Consider the following 19,198-nt stretch of genomic DNA (forward strand, 5'->3'; position numbering starts at 1 on the left):
GATACAGCGTTTCACGCTGAAACGGTAACCCAGCGTCGCAAAAGGTCAAAGGCCGGGGCGATCACAAATGCCTGTCAGGGCGGTTTTTCGCGGGCAGCAGCGCTCAGGTGTCGGCGTCCAGCCAGTCGGGCACCCGATCGCGGCCGATCATTTCCTCGAAACTGGGGCGCGCCCGGATCACCGCCCATTTGTCGCCCTGCACCAGAACCTCGGGGATCAGGGGGCGCGAGTTGTATTCCGACGCCATCACCGCGCCATAGGCCCCGGCCGAGCGGAAGGCGACCAGATCGTCGGGTTGCAACACCGGCATCGGACGTTGCCGGGCAAAGGTATCCCCCGATTCGCAGACCGGGCCGACGATGTCGTAGGGCTGCTGCTCGGCCCCGGCGGCGGGCTCGATCACCGGCACGATGTCATGGTGCGCGTCGTACATGGACGGGCGCACCAGATCATTCATCGCCCCGTCGAGGATCAGGAAATCCCGGCCCTCGCCGGATTTCACATAGATCACCTTGCTGACCATGATGCCGGCATTGCCGGAAATCAGGCGGCCCGGCTCGATCTCGACCTCGCAGCCCAGATCGCCCACCGTGCGCTTGATCAGATCGCCATAATCGCGCGGCAGCGGCGGTGCCTCGTTTGACCGCGTGTAGGGGATGCCCAGACCGCCGCCCAGATCCAGACGGCGGATGTCATGGCCGTCGGCGCGCAGGGCGCGGGTCAGTTCGGCCACCTTGGTATAGGCCAGCTCGAACGGCTCAAGCTCCACCAGTTGCGAGCCGATGTGGACGTCAATGCCCACAACCTCGATCCCCGGCAGGGCGGCGGCCTCGGCATAAACCTCGCGGGCGCGGGAAATCGGGATGCCGAACTTGTTCTCGGACTTTCCGGTCGCGATCTTGGCATGGGTGCGGGCATCCACGTCCGGGTTCACCCGGATGGCGATCGGGGCGCGCAGACCCATCGAGGCCGCGACCTCGGACAGCGCCCGCATCTCGGGTTCGGATTCGACGTTGAACTGGCGGATGCCGCCTTCCAGCGCCGCGCGCATTTCGTCACGGGTCTTGCCAACGCCGGAAAACACGATGCGGTCACCGGGCACCCCGGCGGCCTTGGCGCGGGCATATTCGCCGCCCGAGACCACGTCCATCCCGGCGCCTTCGGCGGCCAGCAGCTTCAGCACCGCCACGTTGGAATTGGATTTCATCGCGAAGCAGACCAGATGCTCCAGCCCGTCCAGGGCCTCGTCGAACAGGCGGAAATGCCGGGTCAGCGTGGCGGCGGAATAGCAGTAGAACGGCGTGCCGACCTGCGCGGCAATCTCGGCCACGGGTACATCCTCGGCGTGCAGTACGCCCTCGCGATAGAGAAAATGATCCATGACCCTGGCCCCCGGCAATTCACACCCGCGCCTCTTAGCAGACAGTTGCCGGTAATCAACAGAACAGATCGGGACGGGACCGCTGCCCTTAACGGCCCCCGCCGCCGCCACTTGCCCGCACAAGATGGCGATGGAAACGCGGCTCTAACGTCCGCCCAGCCGCAGGAAGGCAAACAGCGGCAGGCCGCAGCTGACACCGATGCAGAAAGTCGCCGCGATGGCCAGAAGGCAGGACCACCGCCGCGTTTGCAGGGTGTCGCGAACAACCCAGACCGTCAGGGCGATGGCCGCAATGGTCAGATCCCAGGTCAGGCCGGTGGTGCTGTCGTTCACGTACCAGGCGTCGATCAACCCGCCCAGTCCGCCGCCTTCGACCCGCATGAAGCGGAGGAAGTAATACATCGGATGGATGGCGCCCCAGATCGCAAGGATCAGGAACAGGCCACGCCAGGACAGCAGGTTGCGCATCGGGACCTCGCTTGCAGGGTTTACCGACACATAGGGCAGCCCCGGCGGAAGTCGCGCTGGATCAGCGCTTGACCACGCCCACACGGGCATCGCCGGTGACCTTGACGCCGGTGGCGGGTTTTTCCTTGGGCGGCGGGGCGACCGGCGGGCCTTCCAGACCGCAACCGGTCAGCAGAAAGGCCAGCCCGAAGGCCGCGGCGAGGCGGATCATCAGATGCCCAGCCTCAGGCCGCCAGTTCCCAGACCGATGCGCACCGGGCTGTTGCCGACCCGGACCGAAGCGCCGGCCCCATGGGTGCCCACGGTCACATCAACCTTGTCGGTTTGCACCACGTCGACGGCGGCATAGGTGCCCGAGGTGCTGACCCCGGCACTGACCCGTCCCGACTGCACGCCGGCATGGGCCCCTGCCCCGCCGGGCCCCACCGAGGCGCCAAGGTCGGGCTGCGGGGGGCCACAGGCACTCAGTCCGGCGGCCAGAATCAGAGCGGCGAAGAGTCGGTACAGGCGGGCGAGGGTCATGTGAGAGTCTCTCTCCAACGGGCAATCTGGGTCCGCACCTGGCTGGGCGCGGTGCCGCCAAAGCTGGTGCGGCTTGCCACCGAATTATGCACACCCAGCACGTCAAAGATATCCCCCCGGATGCCGTCGTGTACCGATTGCAAGTCCTCAAGGGTGAGATCGGGCAGATCGACGCCGCGACCCTCAGCCATCGCCACAAGCGCGCCGGTGACGTGATGGGCGTCGCGGAACGGCAGGTTCAGCTCTCGCACCAGCCAGTCTGCCAGATCGGTTGCGGTGGAGAATCCCGAGGACGCCGCAGCCTCCAGCGCATCCTTGTTGCCGGTCATATCCGTGGCCATCCCGGTCATCGCCGCCAGCGCCAGCATCAGCGTGTCGGCGGCATCGAAGACCTGTTCCTTGTCTTCCTGCATGTCCTTGGAATAGGCCAGCGGCAGCCCCTTCATCACCGTCAGCAACGCCACATTGGCCCCGACGATGCGACCGATCTTGGCGCGAATCAGTTCCGCCGCGTCCGGGTTCTTCTTCTGCGGCATGATCGACGAACCGGTCGAGAACCGGTCCGAGAGCGTCACGAACCGGAACTGCGCCGAGGACCAGATCACCAGCTCTTCCGACAGGCGCGACAGATGCATCGCACAGATCGAACTGGCGGCCAGGAATTCCAGCGCGAAGTCGCGGTCGCTGACCGCATCCAGAGAATTGGCCATGGGCCGGTCAAAGCCCAATGCCGCAGCCGTGGCATGGCGATCGATGGGGAAAGACGTGCCGGCCAATGCTGCCGCCCCCAGCGGGCTTTCGTTCATCCGCGCGCGGGCATCGGCAAAGCGCGACTTGTCGCGACCGAACATTTCGACATAGGCCATCATGTGATGGCCCCAGGTCACCGGCTGGGCGGTTTGCAGATGGGTAAAGCCCGGCATCACCCAGTCGGCCCCGGCCTCGGCCTGCGACAGCAACGCCTTTTGCAGCGCCTCCAGTCCCTGCACGGCGGCATCGCATTGGTCGCGCACCCACAGGCGGAAATCGGTCGCCACCTGATCGTTGCGCGACCGGGCGGTGTGCAGACGGCCCGCCGCCGCGCCGATCAATTCGCGCAGCCGCGCCTCGACGTTCATATGGATGTCTTCCAGCGCCGCCGAGAAGGCAAATTCGCCGCCGTCGATCTCGGCCTTGACGCGGGTCAGACCGTCGGTGATCGCGGCCAGATCCTCGCCAGTGATGATGCCCTGCGCGGCCAGCATCGCCGCATGGGCCTTGGACCCGGTGATATCCTGATCGCTGAGACGCTGGTCATAGCTGATCGAGGCGTTGATCGCCTCCATGATCGCGTCGGGCCCGGCGCTGAACCGCCCGCCCCACATCTGATTGCTCGACCGCTCGCCCATGGTGACCCTCGCTGTGAAATCCTGCGCGACTCTATAGGCAAGCCGCCGGGGCGGCGCAAATCGCTTCACAACCCCGCGTGCTGGGGCTTGCCGCGCTTGACCTTGTGGGGCGAGACGGCACATCTGGACGAAATACAGGAGACTGCGATGAAATCCGTGATCCTGGCCACGCTGCTGGCCCTGACCCCCGTTCTGGCGCAGGCCGAAACCGATCTGGACAGCCTGAATGCCCTGCGCGACGGCGACATGAAGAAGCTGGTGTTCCACGAGACGCCCAAGCCCGTGTCGGAACAGGCCTTTTGGGACGTGGATGGAAGCACGTTGACACTGGCCGATTTCGAGGGCGAGATCGTACTGCTGAACTTCTGGGCCACATGGTGCGCGCCCTGCCGCAAGGAGATGCCGGGGCTGAACCGCATTCAGGCCGAGATGGGGGACGATGGCTTTCGCGTGGTAACCCTGGCCACGGGCCGCAACAACCCCGCCGGGATCGACCGCTTCTTCTCTGAATACGGGATCACCCACCTGCCCCGCTATACCGACCCCAAGCAGGCGGTGGCGCGGGAAATGAGCATTCTGGGCCTGCCGATCACCGTGATCCTGAACCGCGACGGGCAAGAGATCGCCCGCCTGCGCGGCGACGCGGAATGGGACAGCGACAGCGCCCGCGCCATCCTCACCGCCCTGAAAGAGGCCGGCGCAGGCTGACACCGCAAGCGACCTGAGCGCCAACACCCCGTCTTTCACCGAGTTCCCCCGGAACGGCCCCGCGAAGGCCGAATCGGGTAAGGCCACGACAGCCGGTGAAGGCGACATCCGGCCCGCCCGGAACACAGGCGGCGGGGTCTGCCAAAGGAAGCTGGCCGCCCGATTTGGCGTACCTGCATGGTTCCAGCCGTGGCAGGTTGTGGCCTCGCCTGCGACAATAGCCCCAACGCCTGCCCTGTGGACTCAGCGCCATCCCCGACAACGCCATCCTGCGCAAGGATGGCGCGGCCCTGACTGACGAAGTTGCTTCGGTGCATGAAAACAACGCGTTGCGGATCCACACCAAGGGTCAGATGTCGGAGGCGGACATCGTGGCAGGTTGTTTCGGCCCTCTCGCAATTTTTCCGATTATTTTTGTCGGAAAGGGTTTTCCCGACAAAAACCATCGGCTAACGTCCGCGCAATGCCCGCCCCTTTCCGGCGGGCCTTGATTTAAGGAGATACCATGCCCCGTCCCACCCTGCGCCTTGCCGCTTTGCTGCTGTCCGCAGCCCCGCTGGCCACGGCGGCCCATGCCGCCGATCCCGCCGCCGTTGTCGCCAATTACGCCGACATCGCCCATGCCGGTTTCGAGGACAGCCTGATCCGGGCGCGCGAATTGAACGCCGCCGTCGATGCCCTGATCGCCGCGCCGTCCGACGCAACACTGGACGCCGCCAGGGCCGCCTGGATCGCCGCCCGCGTGCCCTATCAGCAGACCGAGGTTTTCCGCTTCGGAAACCCGGTGGTCGATGACTGGGAAGGCAAGGTGAACGCCTGGCCGCTGGACGAAGGGCTGATCGACTACATCGACCCGATGCTGGGCGCCAATGACGAGAACCCTTATTCGGTGGTCAACGTGATCGCCAACCCGACCTTCGAGATTTCCGGCACCACGGTCGACGCCACCGAGATCACCCCGGCGCTGCTGGAAAGCCTGCACGAGATCGACGGCATCGAGGCCAATGTCGCCACCGGCTACCACGCCATCGAATTCCTGCTCTGGGGGCAGGACCTGAACGGCACCGGACCCGGCGCAGGCGCGCGTCCGGCCAGCGATTTCGATCCGGCCAACTGTACGGGTGGCAACTGTGACCGCCGGGTTGCCTATCTGAAGGCCGCCACCGACCTGCTGATTTCGGATCTTGAAGACATCGTCGCCGCCTGGGGCGAAGGTGGCCAGGGCCGCGCCGATGTGACCGCCGACCCGCAACAGGGTATGGTCATGGCCTTCACCGGCATGGGCTCGTTGTCCTACGGCGAACTGGCGGGCGAGCGCATGAAGCTTGGCGTGCTGCTGCACGATCCGGAAGAAGAGCAGGACTGCTTCTCGGACAACACCCACGCCAGCCATTTCTTTGACGGCGTGGGCATCCGCAACGTCTATACCGGCAGCTACACCCGCATCGACGGCAGCATTGTCGAAGGCCCCTCGCTGCAAGATGTGGTGGCCAGCGCCGATGCCGATCTGGCAACCAACCTGCTGAGCGATCTGGATGCCAGTGTCGCGGCTCTGGGCGGGCTGGTGGCTTCGGCCGAGGCCGGCACAGCCTATGACCAGCTGCTGGGCATGGGCAACCCCGAGGGCAACGCGCTGGTTCAGACCGCCATCGACGCGCTGGTCGCCCAGACCCGCAACATCGAACGGGCCGTGGATGTGATCGGGCTGGACGGTGTCGGCATCGAAGGCTCCGACAGCCTGGATGCGCCCAACGCCGTGTTCCAATAACCAAGGCTAGACCCACTGCGACGGGCGGCGGTCCTGCCGCCCGTCCGCTTTTCCGGGCGTCCTGCCCGACCTGATGCCCCCAAACTGCGACCCCCGCCATGATCCGAACCGCCCTTCTTGCACTGGCCGTGACAGCCGCCACACAGCTGGCCGCGCAGACCCCGCCTGCCGGGCCGTGGGGTGAGCCGCATCTGTCGCCCGCACCGCGCAGCCCGGTCGAGGCGGCCCGTATCGCCCGCGTCACCGCCCCCACGCAATCCTTCGACGCCGCCGAGACGTATGAGACCCATCCCGCCGGGGCCGCCACCAAATTCGCCGCGCCCTCGCGCAATGCGTTTTCCTTCCCCTCGGCCAACATGGCCTTTGCCCGCGAGATGGATTTCAGGCTGGGCAACGGGCTGTTCAAGAAGCTTTGGGTCACGGCGCCGGCCTCGACCAAATCCTCTGACGGGCTGGGTCCATTGTACAATGCGCGGGCCTGCCAGCGCTGTCATATCAAGGACGGGCGCGGTCATCCGCCGGCCGGGCCAGAGGACAGCGGCGTGTCGATGCTGCTGCGCCTGTCGATCCCCGATGCGGCCTCGGACCTGCCGGGCGAAACACTGGCCTATGTGTCGAACGCGCCCGAACCCACTTATGGGCTGCAACTGCAGGACAAATCCATTGCCGGGCTGGCCGCCGAGGGCCGCATCGCGATCCGCTACGCCGATGTACCGGTGACGCTGGGCGATGGCACCACGGTCACCCTGCACCAGCCGCGGTACGCCGTGGCCCACCCCGCCCATGGCCCGTTGCATCCCGACACCCAGATCAGCCCGCGCATCGCGCCGCAAATGATCGGGCTGGGGCTGATCGAAGCGATCCCCGAGGCCGACATTCTGGCCCATGCCGACCCGCAGGATCGCGACGGAGACGGCATCTCGGGCCGTCCCAACGCGGTCTGGTCGAAGGCGCACGGGCAATGGATGCTGGGCCGGTTCGGGCTCAAGGCAGGCTCCCCCAGCCTGCGCGAGCAATCGGCGGATGCGTTTTCCGGCGATATCGGGCTGTCCACTTCGCTGCACCCGGCGGCCTGGGGCGATTGCACCGAGGCCCAGCCGCTGTGCCGCGCCGCACCCGATGGCACCCAAGGCGCGCCGGATGGGCTGGAAGTCTCGGACCAGGTGCTGGACCTTGTCACCTTCTACAGCCGCAACCTGGCCGTGCCCGCCCGCCGCGATCCCGAGAACGCGCAGGTTCTGCGCGGCAAGGCGCTGTTCTACCAGGCCGGCTGTGCCGCCTGCCACACCCCGAAATTCGTCACCCACCGCCTGCCCGACCGCCCCGAACAAAGCTTCCAGCTGATCTGGCCCTATTCCGACTTCCTGCTGCATGACATGGGCGAGGGTCTGGCCGACAACCGCCCTGAATGGCAGGCCACGGGCCGCGAATGGCGCACCCCGCCGCTGTGGGGGATCGGGCTGACCGCAACGGTTTCAGGCCATACCCGGTTTCTGCACGATGGCCGCGCAGGCTCGCTCCTTGAGGCGATTCTGTGGCATGGCGGCGAGGCCGAAGCCGCCCGCGAGAGCGTCCGCATGATGCCCGCCGAAGACCGTGACGCCCTGATCCTGTTTCTGGAGTCCCTGTGATGATCCGCCTGACCGCCCTGTTGTTCACCGCCGCCCTGCTGGCGTCCCCGCTGGCTGCGGAGAGCGCGGCTCCCGGACCCCTGCCCGACGGCAGCCACAACACCGAGCCTGGCCTGCCCTCTGGCGCGCCGGAACGGGGCGAGATCGACCACGAGGCGCTGCGTCGCCGGTCGCTGGACGTGCTGGAACGGCAATTCGGCGCCTTCGACAGTGCCGCCGCCGGGCTGGCCGAAGTGGCCGCCGCCCATTGCACCGGCGAGGTCAGCGAAGACGCCCTGAAGGCGCAATTCGCGGCCACTTGGCTGGCCTGGGCACCGCTGGACAGCTACCAGTTCGGCCCGATTCAGACTACCGGCGCCGCGCTGACCGTGAACTTCTGGCCCGACAAGAAGAACTTCGTGGGCCGGGGCCTGCGCGCACTGCTGGAACTGCCGCCGGAACAGCAGTCCGACCCATCGGTTGTGGCCGGGGCCTCGGCCGCCGCGCAGGGGCTGCCGGCGCTGGAAATGCTGCTCTACACCGATCTGCCGCTCTGCCCGGCGGTGGTCGGGATATCGGGCTACATGGCGGGGCTGTCCCACGAGGTGTACCAGCAGTGGTTCGGCGCCGACGGCTGGGCCGATCTGGCGCGCACGGCAGGGCCGGACAACCCGATTTACCGAACGGCCGAGGAATTCACCAAGACGCTCTACACCGCCGTGGACTTCGGACTTGTCCGCGTCGCGGAGGCGCGGCTGGGCCGCCCGCTGGGCACCTATGAGCACAGCTTTCCCACGCGGGCCGAGGCCTGGCGCTCGGGCCTGACCGACCAGATCATCCACGCCCAGTTGCGCGGGCTGGAAGACCTGATCGAGTTCGGCTTTGCCGGGGATGTCCGCGACCCCGACCGGGCGTGGATCCTTCAGATCTTCGGTCAGGCGCATGACCGGCTGGATGCCATCGGCACCACCATAAGCGAGGCCGTGGAGGACCCGGCCACACGCTTCCGTGTGGAATCCCTGCAGGACAAGATCGCCTACCTGCGCAGCGAGTTCGCCCGGACCGTCGGCCCGGAGCTGGGCGTGGACACCGGCTTTTCCGCTGCGGACGGGGATTGACCCCATGCGCCGCCGCAGCTTTCTGGCCCTGTCTGCCGCCGCCCTTGCCACCCCGGCGTGGAGCGCGACCACCGCCCGCTTTGTCACGGCGGCGTCGCGTCCCGACAAGTCCACCTGGCTGGTCGGCCTGTCGGACAGCGCCGAGGTCCTGTTCCAGATCCCGATCCCGTCGCGGGGCCATGCCGCCGCGACCCACCCGCTGCAGGCGCAAGCGGTGGCCTTCGCCCGCCGCCCCGGACGCTTCGCAGTGATTCTCGACTGCCTGTCGGGACGCGAAACCGCGCGTCTGTCAGCCCCCGAAGGCCGGCATTTCTATGGCCACGGGGCTTTTACCGCTGACGGGCGCTATCTGCTGACCACTGAAAACGACTACGACGGGCCGGACGGGCGCATCGGCATCTGGGATGCGACCGCCGGCTACAGGCGTGTCGACGAGGTTCCCTCGGGGGGGATCGGTCCGCACGAAATCCGGCGCCTGCCCGATGGCGGTTTTGCCGTGGCCAACGGCGGTATCCAGACCCACCCGGATTTCCAGCGCGCCAAGCTGAACCTGCCGACCATGCAGCCCAATCTGACCTACCTTGACCCGCTGGGGGGGATCGTCGAACAGGTCGCCCCGCCAGCCGAGCTGCACCAGAATTCCATCCGTCACATCGACGTGGATCGCGCGGGCCGCGTGGTGATGGCCCTGCAATGGCAGGGCGATCCGCGCCAGCCGGTGCCGCTGGCAGCCTCGCACCGTCGGGGCGAATCGTTGCGCTTTCACCCCCATCCCGACACCGCGAAACTGCGCCAGTATGGCGGCTCGGTCGCGGTTGCGGGCGATGGGTCGGAATTTGCCGTGACCGGGCCAAAGGGCGATCACATCGTGTATTTCCGGGGGGCCGATGCGGCCCCTTCAGGCGGCGACACCCTGCCCCAAGCCAGCGGCGTGGCACAGATGGGGGACGGGCTGGCCATCACCCGCACCGGTGGCCTGACCCTGCGCCGGAACGGCCGGATGTTCGATCTCGCGGGCGCGGAAAACTGGACCTGGGACAACCATCTCGTGCCGATCTGACAGATTTCGTGATCTGCCCCACACGTCAGTTTCGTTGCGTCTTTACCAAAAATTTGGCAGGCTTCGCGCATTAATCACCGCAGAGTGACATCAGAGGCAGATCATGGCACCCCATCGCACCATCCCGCTCTTCGCAATTGCGACCGCGCTTACGGTTCTGACCGCCCCGCTGGCAGAAGCCGGGCGCATCGAACAGGCCTGCAAACAATCCGACCGCGCCTCGGGCCGCGGCTCGGTCTGCACCTGCATTCAGCAGGTCGCCGACCAGATGCTCAGCCGGCGCGACCAGAAGCTGGCGGCAAGCTTTTTCCAGGACCCGCACAAGGCGCAGGAAATCCGCCAGTCGGACAATCGCCGGGACGAAAAGTTCTGGAAACGCTACAAGCAGTTCGGCTCGACCGCCGCACGCTCCTGCAGCTAGAACAACGCCACGGCCCTACAGGTCGTGCGTCGCGATGAAGCCCCGGCTGGCCACTTCGATCAGGTCCAGGGCTTCGTCGAAATCCCGCGTGTAGTAGGGGTCGGGCACCTCGCGCACCGGCTGATCGGGCGCATAGTCCAGAAACAGGCGAACCGGCGTCGTCGCGCCGGATGGACGCTGCGCCTCCACATCCGCCAGATTGCTGTGATCCATCACCAGGATCTCGTCGAATGCCGTGAAATCGTGGTGGGAAAACTGCCGTGCGCGCAGGGACGACAGGTCATAGCCGCGGGTCTTTGCGGCCCGGATCGCCGGGCCATAGGGCGGCTTGCCCACATGCCAATTGCCGGTGCCGGCGCTGTCGATCTCCAGATCCGGGGCCAGCGCCCGCAACACCCCCTCGGCCGAGGGAGAACGGCAGATGTTGCCAAGACAGACGAACAGGACGCGGCGCACGGGTGATCGGGTCATGGGTCTGTGCTATTGCATCGGACAGCGATTTCAAAGACCTCGGAGGCGGCGATGCCCGCGATTGTTGTGTTGAGTGGCGCCGGACTGTCGGCGGAAAGCGGGTTGGGCACGTTTCGGGACACCTCGGGGCTGTGGACCCAATACGACCTGAACGACGTAGCCACCCCCGAGGGCTTTGCCCGCAATCCGCAGCTTGTCCATGATTTCTACAACGCCCGCCGCGCCAATGCGCTGGCCTCGCAGCCCAATGCCGCGCATCGGGCTTTGGCACGGCTGGAAGCGGCCCTTGGGCCAGAGCTTTATTGTGTCACCCAGAACATCGATCCGCTGCTGGAACAGGCCGGGATGCGCCGGGTGGTGCACATGCACGGGCAGTTGATGCGGATGCAATGCGCCGGGTGCGGCCACTGCTGGCCTGCGCCTGCGTCCACACGGGCCGACGATCCCTGCCCGGCCTGCACCCGGCCCCATACCCGCCCCGACGTGGTCTGGTTCGGCGAGATCCCCTATCACATGGAAGAGATTGCCGACGCCTTGGAAAGCTGCGCCGTCTTCGTGTCGATCGGCACGTCGGGCAGCGTCTATCCGGCCGCGGGCTTCGTGCAGATCGCCCGCGAGGCCGGGGCGCATACGGTCGAGCTGAACCTCGAAGCCTCCGAGACCGCCTCGCAATTCGACGAGTTGCGGCAGGGACCGGCCAGCGAGGTGGTGACACAATGGGTCGAGGAAATCCTGGCCGCCCACAGCGGCACGCAGCCGGTCTAGGCCCGCACCGGTCTGCGCCCCACGGCACCGTCAAACCGCAGATGTGACTCGCAACCGATCTGTCCCTAGACTGGCCGGCACATCATCCTGTGCATTTCTGGAGGAGACATCATGCGAATCATTTCCCTTGCCGCTGGGCTGAGCCTTCTGGCCGCCCCACTGTTTGCCTGGACCCTGGACACCACCGCCTCGTCGATCAGCTATGTGTCCACCAAGAACGGCAGCACGTCAGAGGCCAACCTGCTGTCCGACCTCTCGGGAACGGTGGCCGAAGATGGCACCGAAATCGTCGAGATCTCGCTGGAATCCGTGGAAACCTTCATCGACATCCGCAACGAACGCATGCGCGAGTTCGTCTTCAAGGTCGTGGATTTCCCGATTGCCACCGTTTCGGCCGCCCTGGATCCGGCCGCGATGGCGGGCATGGAGCCGGGCAGTACCACCGAGGCCAGTTTCGAGGTGACCGTGGCCACCAATGGCACCGAGGCCAGCTATGAGGCGACGGCCTATGTCACGCAGGTTGGCGAAGATCGGGTGCTGGTCGCGTCGAAAGCGCCGATCATCGTGCATGCCGAAGACCTTGGCTATGACGAGGGCGTCTCGAAGCTGCAGGAGATTGCCGGGCTCGATTCGATCGAACCGACGGTCCCGGTGGCCTTCCACCTGGTATTCGACCGCTAGGGTCGTGGGGGGGGGGGGGGGGGGCCCCCCCCCCCCCCCCCCGGGGGGGGGGGGGGGGGGGGGGACAGGGGGGGCCCGGGGGGGCTGCCCGGTGGTTCGGGCGGGCGGGGGGGGGGGGGGGCCCGCGCGCCCCCCGCCGCAGGGATCAGTTGCCGTGGCCCTGCTGGTGCATTCCGTGGTCGCCGTCGGCCGGCTTGCGGTCCAGATCGACCACCACGTCCACGGTCATCTCGCCGGCCTTTTCGAAGGTCAGGGTCAACGGGAAGGTCGCCCCCGGCTCCATCGGCTGGGTCAGACCCATGAACATGACGTGGTCGCCACCGCGCATCAGCATGTGCTTGCCCCCGGCGGGCACCGGGAAGCCTTCTTCCACATGGATCATCTGCATGACGCCGTTGTCGGCTTCCTTGTGGGTGTGCAACTCGACCCGATGCGCCACCGGTGCGGCGGCGGCGACCAGGCGGTCATCCTCGGCACCGGTGTTCTCGATCACAAGGAAGGCGGCGCCGGATTTGGCGGCCTTGCCGGCGCTGCGGGCATAGGCATCGGTGACGATGATGTCTGCTGCGGCGGCAGAGGCAAAGGCAAGGCCAGCGGTCATCCCCGCGGCCAGAAGGGAAAATCTGGAGGTCATTTCGGTATCCTCGAATCACGGTATTGGGCTTGGGAAGGGGATCAGAGGATCCGCGGCGGTCCCCGCGCCCGGTGCGCGATCAAGGGGGCCGCTTCGGCCCGTGTCTGCGCCTGCGTGAATACCAGTCGCCGGGGCTGAACCTGCCGCGCGGTCACAACAAGGGGCGCGGCAAGCCCGGCCATGGCCGACATCACGCAATCGGGGCAGACGTGGGGGCGGCTGACCGGCTGTCCGTCGCGATCCACGGTCACCGCGACCGGGCCGGTGCCGGTGCACAGCACCACGGTACCGGCGACGCGGGCGGTGCCGCGCGACAGGCCCAACTGCAGGCTGGTCAAGGCAACCAGCACGATCAGGCACAGGCCGGCGACAAGGCGGATCAGGGACAGCATCGCCGCCAGCGTTAGCCCCGCCTTCGTGCCGCGCCAAGGGACGGCGTGCGGTCTGCGACAGCGTGCTGCATCAAACGCAAAAAGCCCCGCAGGAAGCGGGGCCTTGCATCAGAACATCCGGCGATCAGGCGCTGGCCTGGGCCTTTGCGATGTCCTTCTTGATCTTCAGCGCATCCGAGGACAGCTCGGCATCCTTGGCTTTCGCCAGGTAGGCGTCCAGACCCCCGCGGTGATCCACCGAACGCAGCGCGGCATTCGAGATCCGCAGCTTGAACGAGCGGCCAAGGGTGTCGGAAATCAGCGTCACGTCCTGCAGGTTGGGCAGGAACCGGCGCTTGGTCTTGTTGTTGGCGTGGCTGACATTGTTGCCAGACATCGGGCCTTTTCCAGTCAGTTCGCAGCGGCGCGACATGGCGGTTTCCTTTGTGTTCTCTATACGGCGGGGTTCGGGCGGTCCCGAACGCGGCAAGGGTAAAACAAAGGGGCGCCGACCAGCAGCGCCCAAATGCGTTGGGAGGCTTTAGGCCCTGCGCGCTGGGGCGTCAAGCGCTTTGTACCGGTGGCGGGCGCCGCCGGGTTTCGCGCCACAGGGAATACAGACCCGCGCCCAGGATCAACGCGCTGCCCAGGTAGACCGGCAGTCCCGGCGATTCGCCGAAGATCGCCATGCCCAGAAGCACGCCGAACAGCAGCCGGGTATAGCGAAACGGTGTCACAACAGAGACTTCGCCGGTCCGCATGGCCTGTGTCAGGGCCGAATATCCGGCCACGCCGACCACGGTGGCAATGGCGATGAACCCCAGCGCCGGGGCCACAGCGCCGCTGCCCGCGCCCAGCCGTCCACCGATGCCCGTGGCCAGCAACAGCGCCCCGGTGGGCACCAGCACCGCGAATCCGCACAGGCCCAACTGCCAGTTCGACAGGCTGCGGGGCGAGGCCCGCGTGGCCAGATCACGGCCCGCGAATCCGGCCATGCCGAGCAGCGCGAAAATCGCCACCGGACCCAGCCCTTCGCCGCCGGGCCGCAGGATCAGCATCACCCCGCTCAGCCCCACGGCAATGGCCAGCCAGCGCCGCCAGCCCACCTTTTCGTGGAAGATCAGCGCCGCCCCGGCGACCACCACCAGCGGTGTCGCCTGCAGGATCGCCGACACCGTGGACAGCGGCATCAGCGCGATGGCCATGGTATAGCCCAACCGACCCAGCATCTCGGACGCCGCGCGCAGGATCATCGGGCGCGAGGCCATGTCGGGATGCCATAGCCCCTGCCGGGCGATCCGCGCCAACAGCGCGAACAGGAGCGTGCCGCCCGCCCCGAACAGCATCAGCACCAGCCCCACCGGGAAGCTGCGCGCGGCGGATTTCAGAAACACGTCTTCGATCGCGAATCCCGCCATGGCGGCGATCATCAACCCGGCCCCTTTCAGGTTGTCCGAGGCCGGGGACCGGCTCATCGCCCGAGCCAGCGCAGCATCTCTTCGGCGGCTGGCCCCGGCATCTTGTCACCTGCCGCCACCGCCTTGCCCAGGTCCGCCATGCGCGCGCGCGCCTCGGCCGAACCGGTGAGTCGCGCCAGCAGCCCCTGCCGCACTTCTTCCTCGAACCAGTGGCGCGCCTGGGTGGCGCGGCGGGCGTCCCAATGGCCATGTTGGCGGCGCCATGCGGTCAGGATTTCCATCTCGGCCCAGGTATCCGCCAGCCCGGTTTCCTCGGTGGCCGAGACCATGACCGCCTTGGGAAAGCCCTGCGGGTCCTGCGGCCGCTTGCGCAGCAGCCGCAAGGCCCCGGCGTAGTCGGCACAGGTGCGGGTCGCCACCGGTTTCAGGTCGCCATCGGCCTTGTTGACCACGATCAGGTCGGCGATCTCCATGATGCCGCGCTTGACGCCCTGCAACTCGTCGCCGCCAGCCGGGGCCATCAGCAGCACGAACAGGTCGGACATCTCGGCGACCATGGTTTCGGACTGGCCGACGCCCACGGTTTCGATCAGCACCACGTCGAACCCGGCCGCTTCGCACAGCGTCACCGCCTCCCGCGTGCGGCGGGCGACGCCGCCCAGTTGGGTCTGGCTGGGCGAGGGGCGGATGAAGGCCATCGGATCGCGGCTCAGCCGTTCCATCCGCGTCTTGTCGCCCAGGATCGAGCCGCCTGAGCGGGCGGAAGACGGATCCACCGCCAGCACCGCAACGCGCTTGCCCTGTGCCGTCAGCATCTTGCCGAAGGCCTCGATGAAGGTGGATTTGCCGACGCCCGGCGTGCCCGACAGCCCGATCCGCAAGGCTTGCCGACCGGCACCGCGCACCGCGTCCAGCAGGGCGTTGGCCTGCGCCCGGTGATCGTCGCGGCCGCTTTCCACAAGGGTGATGGCCCGTGCCAGCGCGCGCCGCTCCCCGCGCAGGATGGCTGGCGCAAGCGTGTCTTGGGGGGCGGTCGTCATCGCCTGGGACATGGCGGCGGATCCTCCTGAACTGTCTTTGCGTTGTCTTGCCTTGGGGGCGAAGGTATGTCCAGACCAGCGGCTCTGGCGACAGGATGTGACAAATGCGCGGAATTCTTCTTGGCGGTCTGATGCTGGCAGGGCTGGCCGGCCCGGTACAGGCCGAAACGGCCACCTACAATGTCAGCTTCGCGGGCATTCGCGCCGGGATCCTGGCCTTTGACGGGTCCGAAAAGGGCGGGCGCTATGCAGTCAACGGCGCAGCCCGGCCCAGCGGGATGCTGAAGGCGCTGTTCGATGCTTCCGTCGACACCCATGCCGCGGGGCGGGTGCAGGGCAACAGCTATCGTCCGGCAAACGCCCGCGAAATCACCCGAGATGACGGCGATACCGTGACCCGCACGGTCCGCTTCTCTGGCAGCGGCGTGCCCAGCTACACCCGCACCCCGCCGCGCAAGAAACCACCGGAACATGCCGCGCCGGCCGCGCAGCAGAAGGGCACCGTGGACACCACCACCGCCGCCTATGCCATCCTGCGCGACCGCCCCGCCCATCTGGCCTGCAAGCTGGACATCGAGATCTTCGACGGCGCCAAGCGGCATCGCATCCGGCTGCACGATGCCGCGCCCACCCGCAACGGGCTGACCTGTTCGGGCACCTACATCCGTGTGGCCGGGTTCAGCCCCGAGGACATGGCCGAACGCGTCAACTGGCCCCTGACCATGGACTATGAGCAGATGTCCAACGGCACCATGCGGGTGACCGGCCTGACCTTCCCCACCAGCTTCGGCAAAGCCCGCATCCGCCGCCGGTGACCCAGCCCCCGCCTGCCCTGCCCATCGACCCGCTGCTGCCCGAGATCTGCGCGGTGCTGGCCGCCCACGGCCGCGCCGTGCTGCAGGCACCGCCGGGGGCCGGCAAGACCACGCGGGTGCCACTGGCCCTGCTTCAGGCGGGCGTGGAGGGCCGCATCCTGATGCTGGAGCCGCGCCGCATCGCCGCCCGCGCCAGCGCCGAACGCATGGCCGCGACGCTGGGCGAACAGGTCGGCGACACCGTCGGCTACCGCATCCGGGGCGAGGCCAAGGTGTCGAAAGCCACCCGGATCGAGGTGGTGACCGAAGGCATCCTGACCCGCCGCCTGCAGAACGATCCCGAACTGTCGGGCGTCGGCGTGGTGATCTTCGACGAATTCCACGAACGCTCGCTTCAGGCCGATCTGGGGCTGGCCCTGACCTGTGAAGTGCGCGCGGCCCTGCGCGAGGATCTGCGCCTGCTGGTAATGTCGGCGACGCTGGACGCCGCGCCGGTCGCCGCCCTGCTGGACGACGCCCCGGTGCTGACCGCCGAGGGCCGTGCTTTTCCGGTGGAAACCCGCTGGCGCGACACCCCGCTGCCGCCCAAAGCCCGGCTGGAACAAGCCGTGGCCGAAACCGTGCTGCAGGCGCTGGCCGAAACCGACGGAGGCGTGCTGGTCTTCCTGCCCGGCGAGGGCGAGATTCGCCGCACCCAATCGGCGCTGGAAGGGCGCTTGCCGCCCGGTTGCCACCTGCGCCCGCTCTATGGCGCGCTGCCGCACAAGGATCAGCAGGCGGCCATTGCGCCCGCCGCCTCGGGCCGCAAGATCGTGCTGGCCACCGCCATCGCCGAAACCTCGCTGACCATTCAGGATGTGCGGGTGGTGGTGGATGCGGGGCTGTCGCGGCGGGCGCGTTTCGATCCGGCCTCGGGCATGTCGCGGCTGGTGACCGAGAAGGTCACCCGCGCCGAGGCCGAACAGCGCCGGGGCCGCGCCGGTCGGGTGGCCGAAGGGACCTGCTACCGGCTCTGGACGCGCGGCGCCGAGGGCGCGCTGGCCGCCTATCCGCCGGCCGAGATCGAGGCCGCCGATCTGACCGGTCTGGCGCTGGAACTGGCGCAATGGGGGGCCGCCCCCGGCGATCTGGCCTTCCTGACCCCGCCGCCAGAGGCCGCGCTGGCCGAGGCGCAGGCGCTGCTGCGCGATCTGGGCGCGCTGGACGGGCGTGGCGGGATCACCGCGCACGGGCGCATCCTTGCCGGTCTGCCCCTGCACCCCCGTCTGGGCCATATGCTGACCCTTGCCGGTCCGCAGGCCGCGCCGCTGGCCGCCCTTCTGGAAGACCGCGACCCGCTGCGCGGGGCGGGCGCAGATCTGGATCTGCGCCTGCGCGCCCTGGCTGGCGACCGGCCCGCCGTCCCCGCGCATCCGGGCGCGCTGTCGCGCCTGCGGACCGAGGCGAAACAGCTGGCCCGTCTGGCCGGACCGAAGGCCGCCCCCCTGTCGGCCGGAGAGATGGCCGCGCTGGCCTATCCCGACCGCATCGGCCTGCGCCGCCCCGGCGACGCGCCGCGCTATGTGCTGTCGGGTGGCAAGGGCGCGATGCTGGCCGACAGCGATCCGCTGGCCGGTCAACGCCTGATCGTGGCCACCGACCTGGACGGCAACCCGCGCGAGGCGAAAATCCGGCAGGCCGCGACCTTGTCTGAAAGCGCCCTGCGCGCGCTCTATGGCGACCGGATCGAGACCGCCCATGTCTGCGCCTGGTCCCGCCGCGACCGCCGCGTGCTGGCCCGTGTGCAGGACCGGCTTGGTGCGCTGGTTCTTGGCGATCAGGTCTGGCGCGACGCCCCGCCCGAGGCCATCGCCGAAGCGGCGCTTGAGGGGCTGCGCGACCTCGGCCTGCGGGTGTTGAAAACCGCCCCGAAATTCGACCTGCTGCGCGCCCGCCTTGCCATCGCCCGCAGCGCGCGTCCCGATCTGCCCGACCCTGCCGAAGCGGCGCTGCTGGACAGCGCGGACACCTGGCTTCTGCCCTTCCTGAACGGGGTGCGCAGCGAAGGCGACCTGAAGGGTTTCGACCCGGCGCCTGCGCTGCTGGCCGCGCTGAGCCACGATCAGGCGCAGGCGCTGAACCGCATCGCGCCCCCGGCTTATACCACGCCGCTGGGCCGCAAGATCGCCATCGACTATTCCGGCGACGCCCCCGAGATCGCCCTGCGCCTGCAGGAGCTGTTCGGCGAAACCCGCCATCCACAGGTGGGCGGCCAGCCGCTGCGTGTGACCCTATTGTCCCCCGCGGGCCGTCCGGTCCAGACGACGATGGATCTGCCGGGCTTCTGGGCCGGCTCCTATGCCGATGTGCGCAAGGACATGCGCGCACGCTATCCCCGCCATCCCTGGCCCGAGGATCCGACGCATGCCGATCCGACCCTGCGCGCCAAACCCCGCAAATAGCACCCGCGTCGATTTCGGCGCGGCCTTGCCAACGGGCTGATCCTGCGGACGCGCTTCAGCACCGCCCCCCCTGGTTGACCCTGACCTAACATGCGGCCGGCGGCGGCGTCGTGATGGC

Annotated in this window: 21 protein-coding genes; 10 read left to right on the forward strand and 11 right to left on the reverse strand. The window is 67.8% G+C overall.

Annotated elements, in window-relative coordinates:
* Positions 1-103 precede the first annotated feature (103 nt).
* The 5 genes from lysA to argH form a co-directional block, all read right to left on the reverse strand.
* Positions 104-1,381, reverse strand: a complete 1,278-nt coding sequence (gene lysA / locus ACP15K_RS04015) for a diaminopimelate decarboxylase (RefSeq protein WP_193140608.1) — start codon at positions 1,379-1,381, stop codon at positions 104-106.
* 144 nt (positions 1,382-1,525) lie between these two features.
* Positions 1,526-1,849 carry a DUF2834 domain-containing protein gene (locus ACP15K_RS04020; protein ID WP_424989867.1) on the reverse strand — a complete coding sequence of 108 codons (324 nt, stop codon included), beginning with the start codon at positions 1,847-1,849 and terminating at the stop codon, positions 1,526-1,528.
* A gap of 61 nt (positions 1,850-1,910) precedes the next feature.
* Positions 1,911-2,060, reverse strand: a complete 150-nt coding sequence (locus ACP15K_RS04025; RefSeq protein ID WP_193140607.1) for an argininosuccinate lyase — start codon at positions 2,058-2,060, stop codon at positions 1,911-1,913.
* The gene (locus ACP15K_RS04030) at positions 2,060-2,371 is read right to left on the reverse strand and encodes a hypothetical protein (RefSeq protein WP_424989868.1); all 312 of its coding nucleotides are present in this window, start codon (positions 2,369-2,371) and stop codon (positions 2,060-2,062) included. Before ACP15K_RS04030 ends, ACP15K_RS04025 begins: the two co-directional genes overlap by 1 nt.
* On the reverse strand, positions 2,368-3,759 hold the full coding sequence (argH, locus tag ACP15K_RS04035; RefSeq protein WP_424989869.1) for an argininosuccinate lyase: 1,392 nt from the start codon (positions 3,757-3,759) through the stop codon (positions 2,368-2,370). Before argH ends, ACP15K_RS04030 begins: the two co-directional genes overlap by 4 nt.
* Positions 3,760-3,906: 147 nt before the next feature.
* Between argH and ACP15K_RS04040 the strand changes: the two genes are divergently transcribed.
* The 6 genes from ACP15K_RS04040 to ACP15K_RS04065 all read left to right on the forward strand — a co-directional run bounded on the left by ACP15K_RS04040 (position 3,907) and on the right by ACP15K_RS04065 (position 10,444).
* Entirely contained in the window at positions 3,907-4,467 is a 561-nt protein-coding gene (locus ACP15K_RS04040) for a TlpA family protein disulfide reductase (RefSeq protein WP_424989870.1), read from the forward strand.
* Between the two features lie 505 nt (positions 4,468-4,972).
* Positions 4,973-6,235, forward strand: coding sequence for an imelysin family protein (locus tag ACP15K_RS04045; RefSeq protein WP_424989871.1), 1,263 nt, complete (start codon positions 4,973-4,975; stop codon positions 6,233-6,235).
* A 98-nt stretch (positions 6,236-6,333) separates the two neighbouring features.
* Positions 6,334-7,866: a di-heme oxidoredictase family protein gene (locus tag ACP15K_RS04050; RefSeq protein WP_424989872.1), complete on the forward strand. Its 1,533-nt coding sequence runs from the start codon at positions 6,334-6,336 to the stop codon at positions 7,864-7,866.
* Positions 7,866-8,963, forward strand: coding sequence for an imelysin family protein (locus ACP15K_RS04055; protein ID WP_424989873.1), 1,098 nt, complete (start codon positions 7,866-7,868; stop codon positions 8,961-8,963). Before ACP15K_RS04050 ends, ACP15K_RS04055 begins: the two co-directional genes overlap by 1 nt.
* A gap of 4 nt (positions 8,964-8,967) precedes the next feature.
* Entirely contained in the window at positions 8,968-10,023 is a 1,056-nt protein-coding gene (locus ACP15K_RS04060; RefSeq protein WP_424989874.1) for a DUF1513 domain-containing protein, read from the forward strand.
* 103 nt (positions 10,024-10,126) lie between these two features.
* Entirely contained in the window at positions 10,127-10,444 is a 318-nt protein-coding gene (locus ACP15K_RS04065) for a hypothetical protein (RefSeq protein ID WP_193140599.1), read from the forward strand.
* Positions 10,445-10,459: 15 nt separating this feature from the next.
* Here ACP15K_RS04065 and ACP15K_RS04070 read toward each other — a convergent pair whose 3' ends face one another.
* A complete protein-coding gene (locus tag ACP15K_RS04070; RefSeq protein ID WP_193140598.1) occupies positions 10,460-10,915 on the reverse strand; it encodes a low molecular weight protein-tyrosine-phosphatase in 456 nt (151 codons plus the stop codon).
* 51 nt (positions 10,916-10,966) lie between these two features.
* Between ACP15K_RS04070 and ACP15K_RS04075 the strand changes: the two genes are divergently transcribed.
* Positions 10,967-11,680, forward strand: a complete 714-nt coding sequence (locus ACP15K_RS04075) for an NAD-dependent deacylase (RefSeq protein ID WP_424989875.1) — start codon at positions 10,967-10,969, stop codon at positions 11,678-11,680.
* 111 nt (positions 11,681-11,791) lie between these two features.
* Complete coding sequence (locus tag ACP15K_RS04080) at positions 11,792-12,361, forward strand: YceI family protein (protein WP_424989876.1); 570 nt, start codon at positions 11,792-11,794, stop codon at positions 12,359-12,361.
* Positions 12,362-12,506: 145 nt separating this feature from the next.
* On the opposite strand, the gene ACP15K_RS04085 is transcribed toward ACP15K_RS04080, so the two are convergent.
* The 5 genes from ACP15K_RS04085 to meaB form a co-directional block, all read right to left on the reverse strand.
* Positions 12,507-12,995: a copper chaperone PCu(A)C gene (locus ACP15K_RS04085; RefSeq protein WP_424989877.1), complete on the reverse strand. Its 489-nt coding sequence runs from the start codon at positions 12,993-12,995 to the stop codon at positions 12,507-12,509.
* Positions 12,996-13,036: 41 nt separating this feature from the next.
* Complete coding sequence (locus tag ACP15K_RS04090; protein WP_424989878.1) at positions 13,037-13,387, reverse strand: hypothetical protein; 351 nt, start codon at positions 13,385-13,387, stop codon at positions 13,037-13,039.
* Between the two features lie 124 nt (positions 13,388-13,511).
* Positions 13,512-13,799 carry a 50S ribosomal protein L28 gene (gene rpmB / locus ACP15K_RS04095; RefSeq protein ID WP_193140593.1) on the reverse strand — a complete coding sequence of 96 codons (288 nt, stop codon included), beginning with the start codon at positions 13,797-13,799 and terminating at the stop codon, positions 13,512-13,514.
* Positions 13,800-13,929: 130 nt separating this feature from the next.
* Positions 13,930-14,841 (reverse strand): DMT family transporter, encoded by a 912-nt coding sequence (locus tag ACP15K_RS04100; RefSeq protein ID WP_424989879.1) that lies wholly within the window; start codon positions 14,839-14,841, stop codon positions 13,930-13,932.
* Positions 14,838-15,836, reverse strand: a complete 999-nt coding sequence (gene meaB, locus ACP15K_RS04105) for a methylmalonyl Co-A mutase-associated GTPase MeaB (protein ID WP_424989880.1) — start codon at positions 15,834-15,836, stop codon at positions 14,838-14,840. The genes ACP15K_RS04100 and meaB overlap by 4 nt, the downstream gene beginning before the upstream one ends.
* Positions 15,837-15,928: 92 nt before the next feature.
* Here meaB and ACP15K_RS04110 point away from each other — a divergent pair, with 92 nt between their 5' ends.
* Both ACP15K_RS04110 and hrpB read left to right on the forward strand, forming a co-directional pair.
* Positions 15,929-16,639: a DUF3108 domain-containing protein gene (locus ACP15K_RS04110; RefSeq protein ID WP_424989881.1), complete on the forward strand. Its 711-nt coding sequence runs from the start codon at positions 15,929-15,931 to the stop codon at positions 16,637-16,639.
* The gene (gene hrpB, locus ACP15K_RS04115; protein ID WP_424989882.1) at positions 16,636-19,080 is read left to right on the forward strand and encodes an ATP-dependent helicase HrpB; all 2,445 of its coding nucleotides are present in this window, start codon (positions 16,636-16,638) and stop codon (positions 19,078-19,080) included. The genes ACP15K_RS04110 and hrpB overlap by 4 nt, the downstream gene beginning before the upstream one ends.
* The last annotated feature ends 118 nt before the right edge of the window (positions 19,081-19,198 follow it).

It is taken from the genome of Fluviibacterium sp. S390 (assembly GCF_049800695.1).
GTDB lineage: Bacteria > Pseudomonadota > Alphaproteobacteria > Rhodobacterales > Rhodobacteraceae > Meridianimarinicoccus.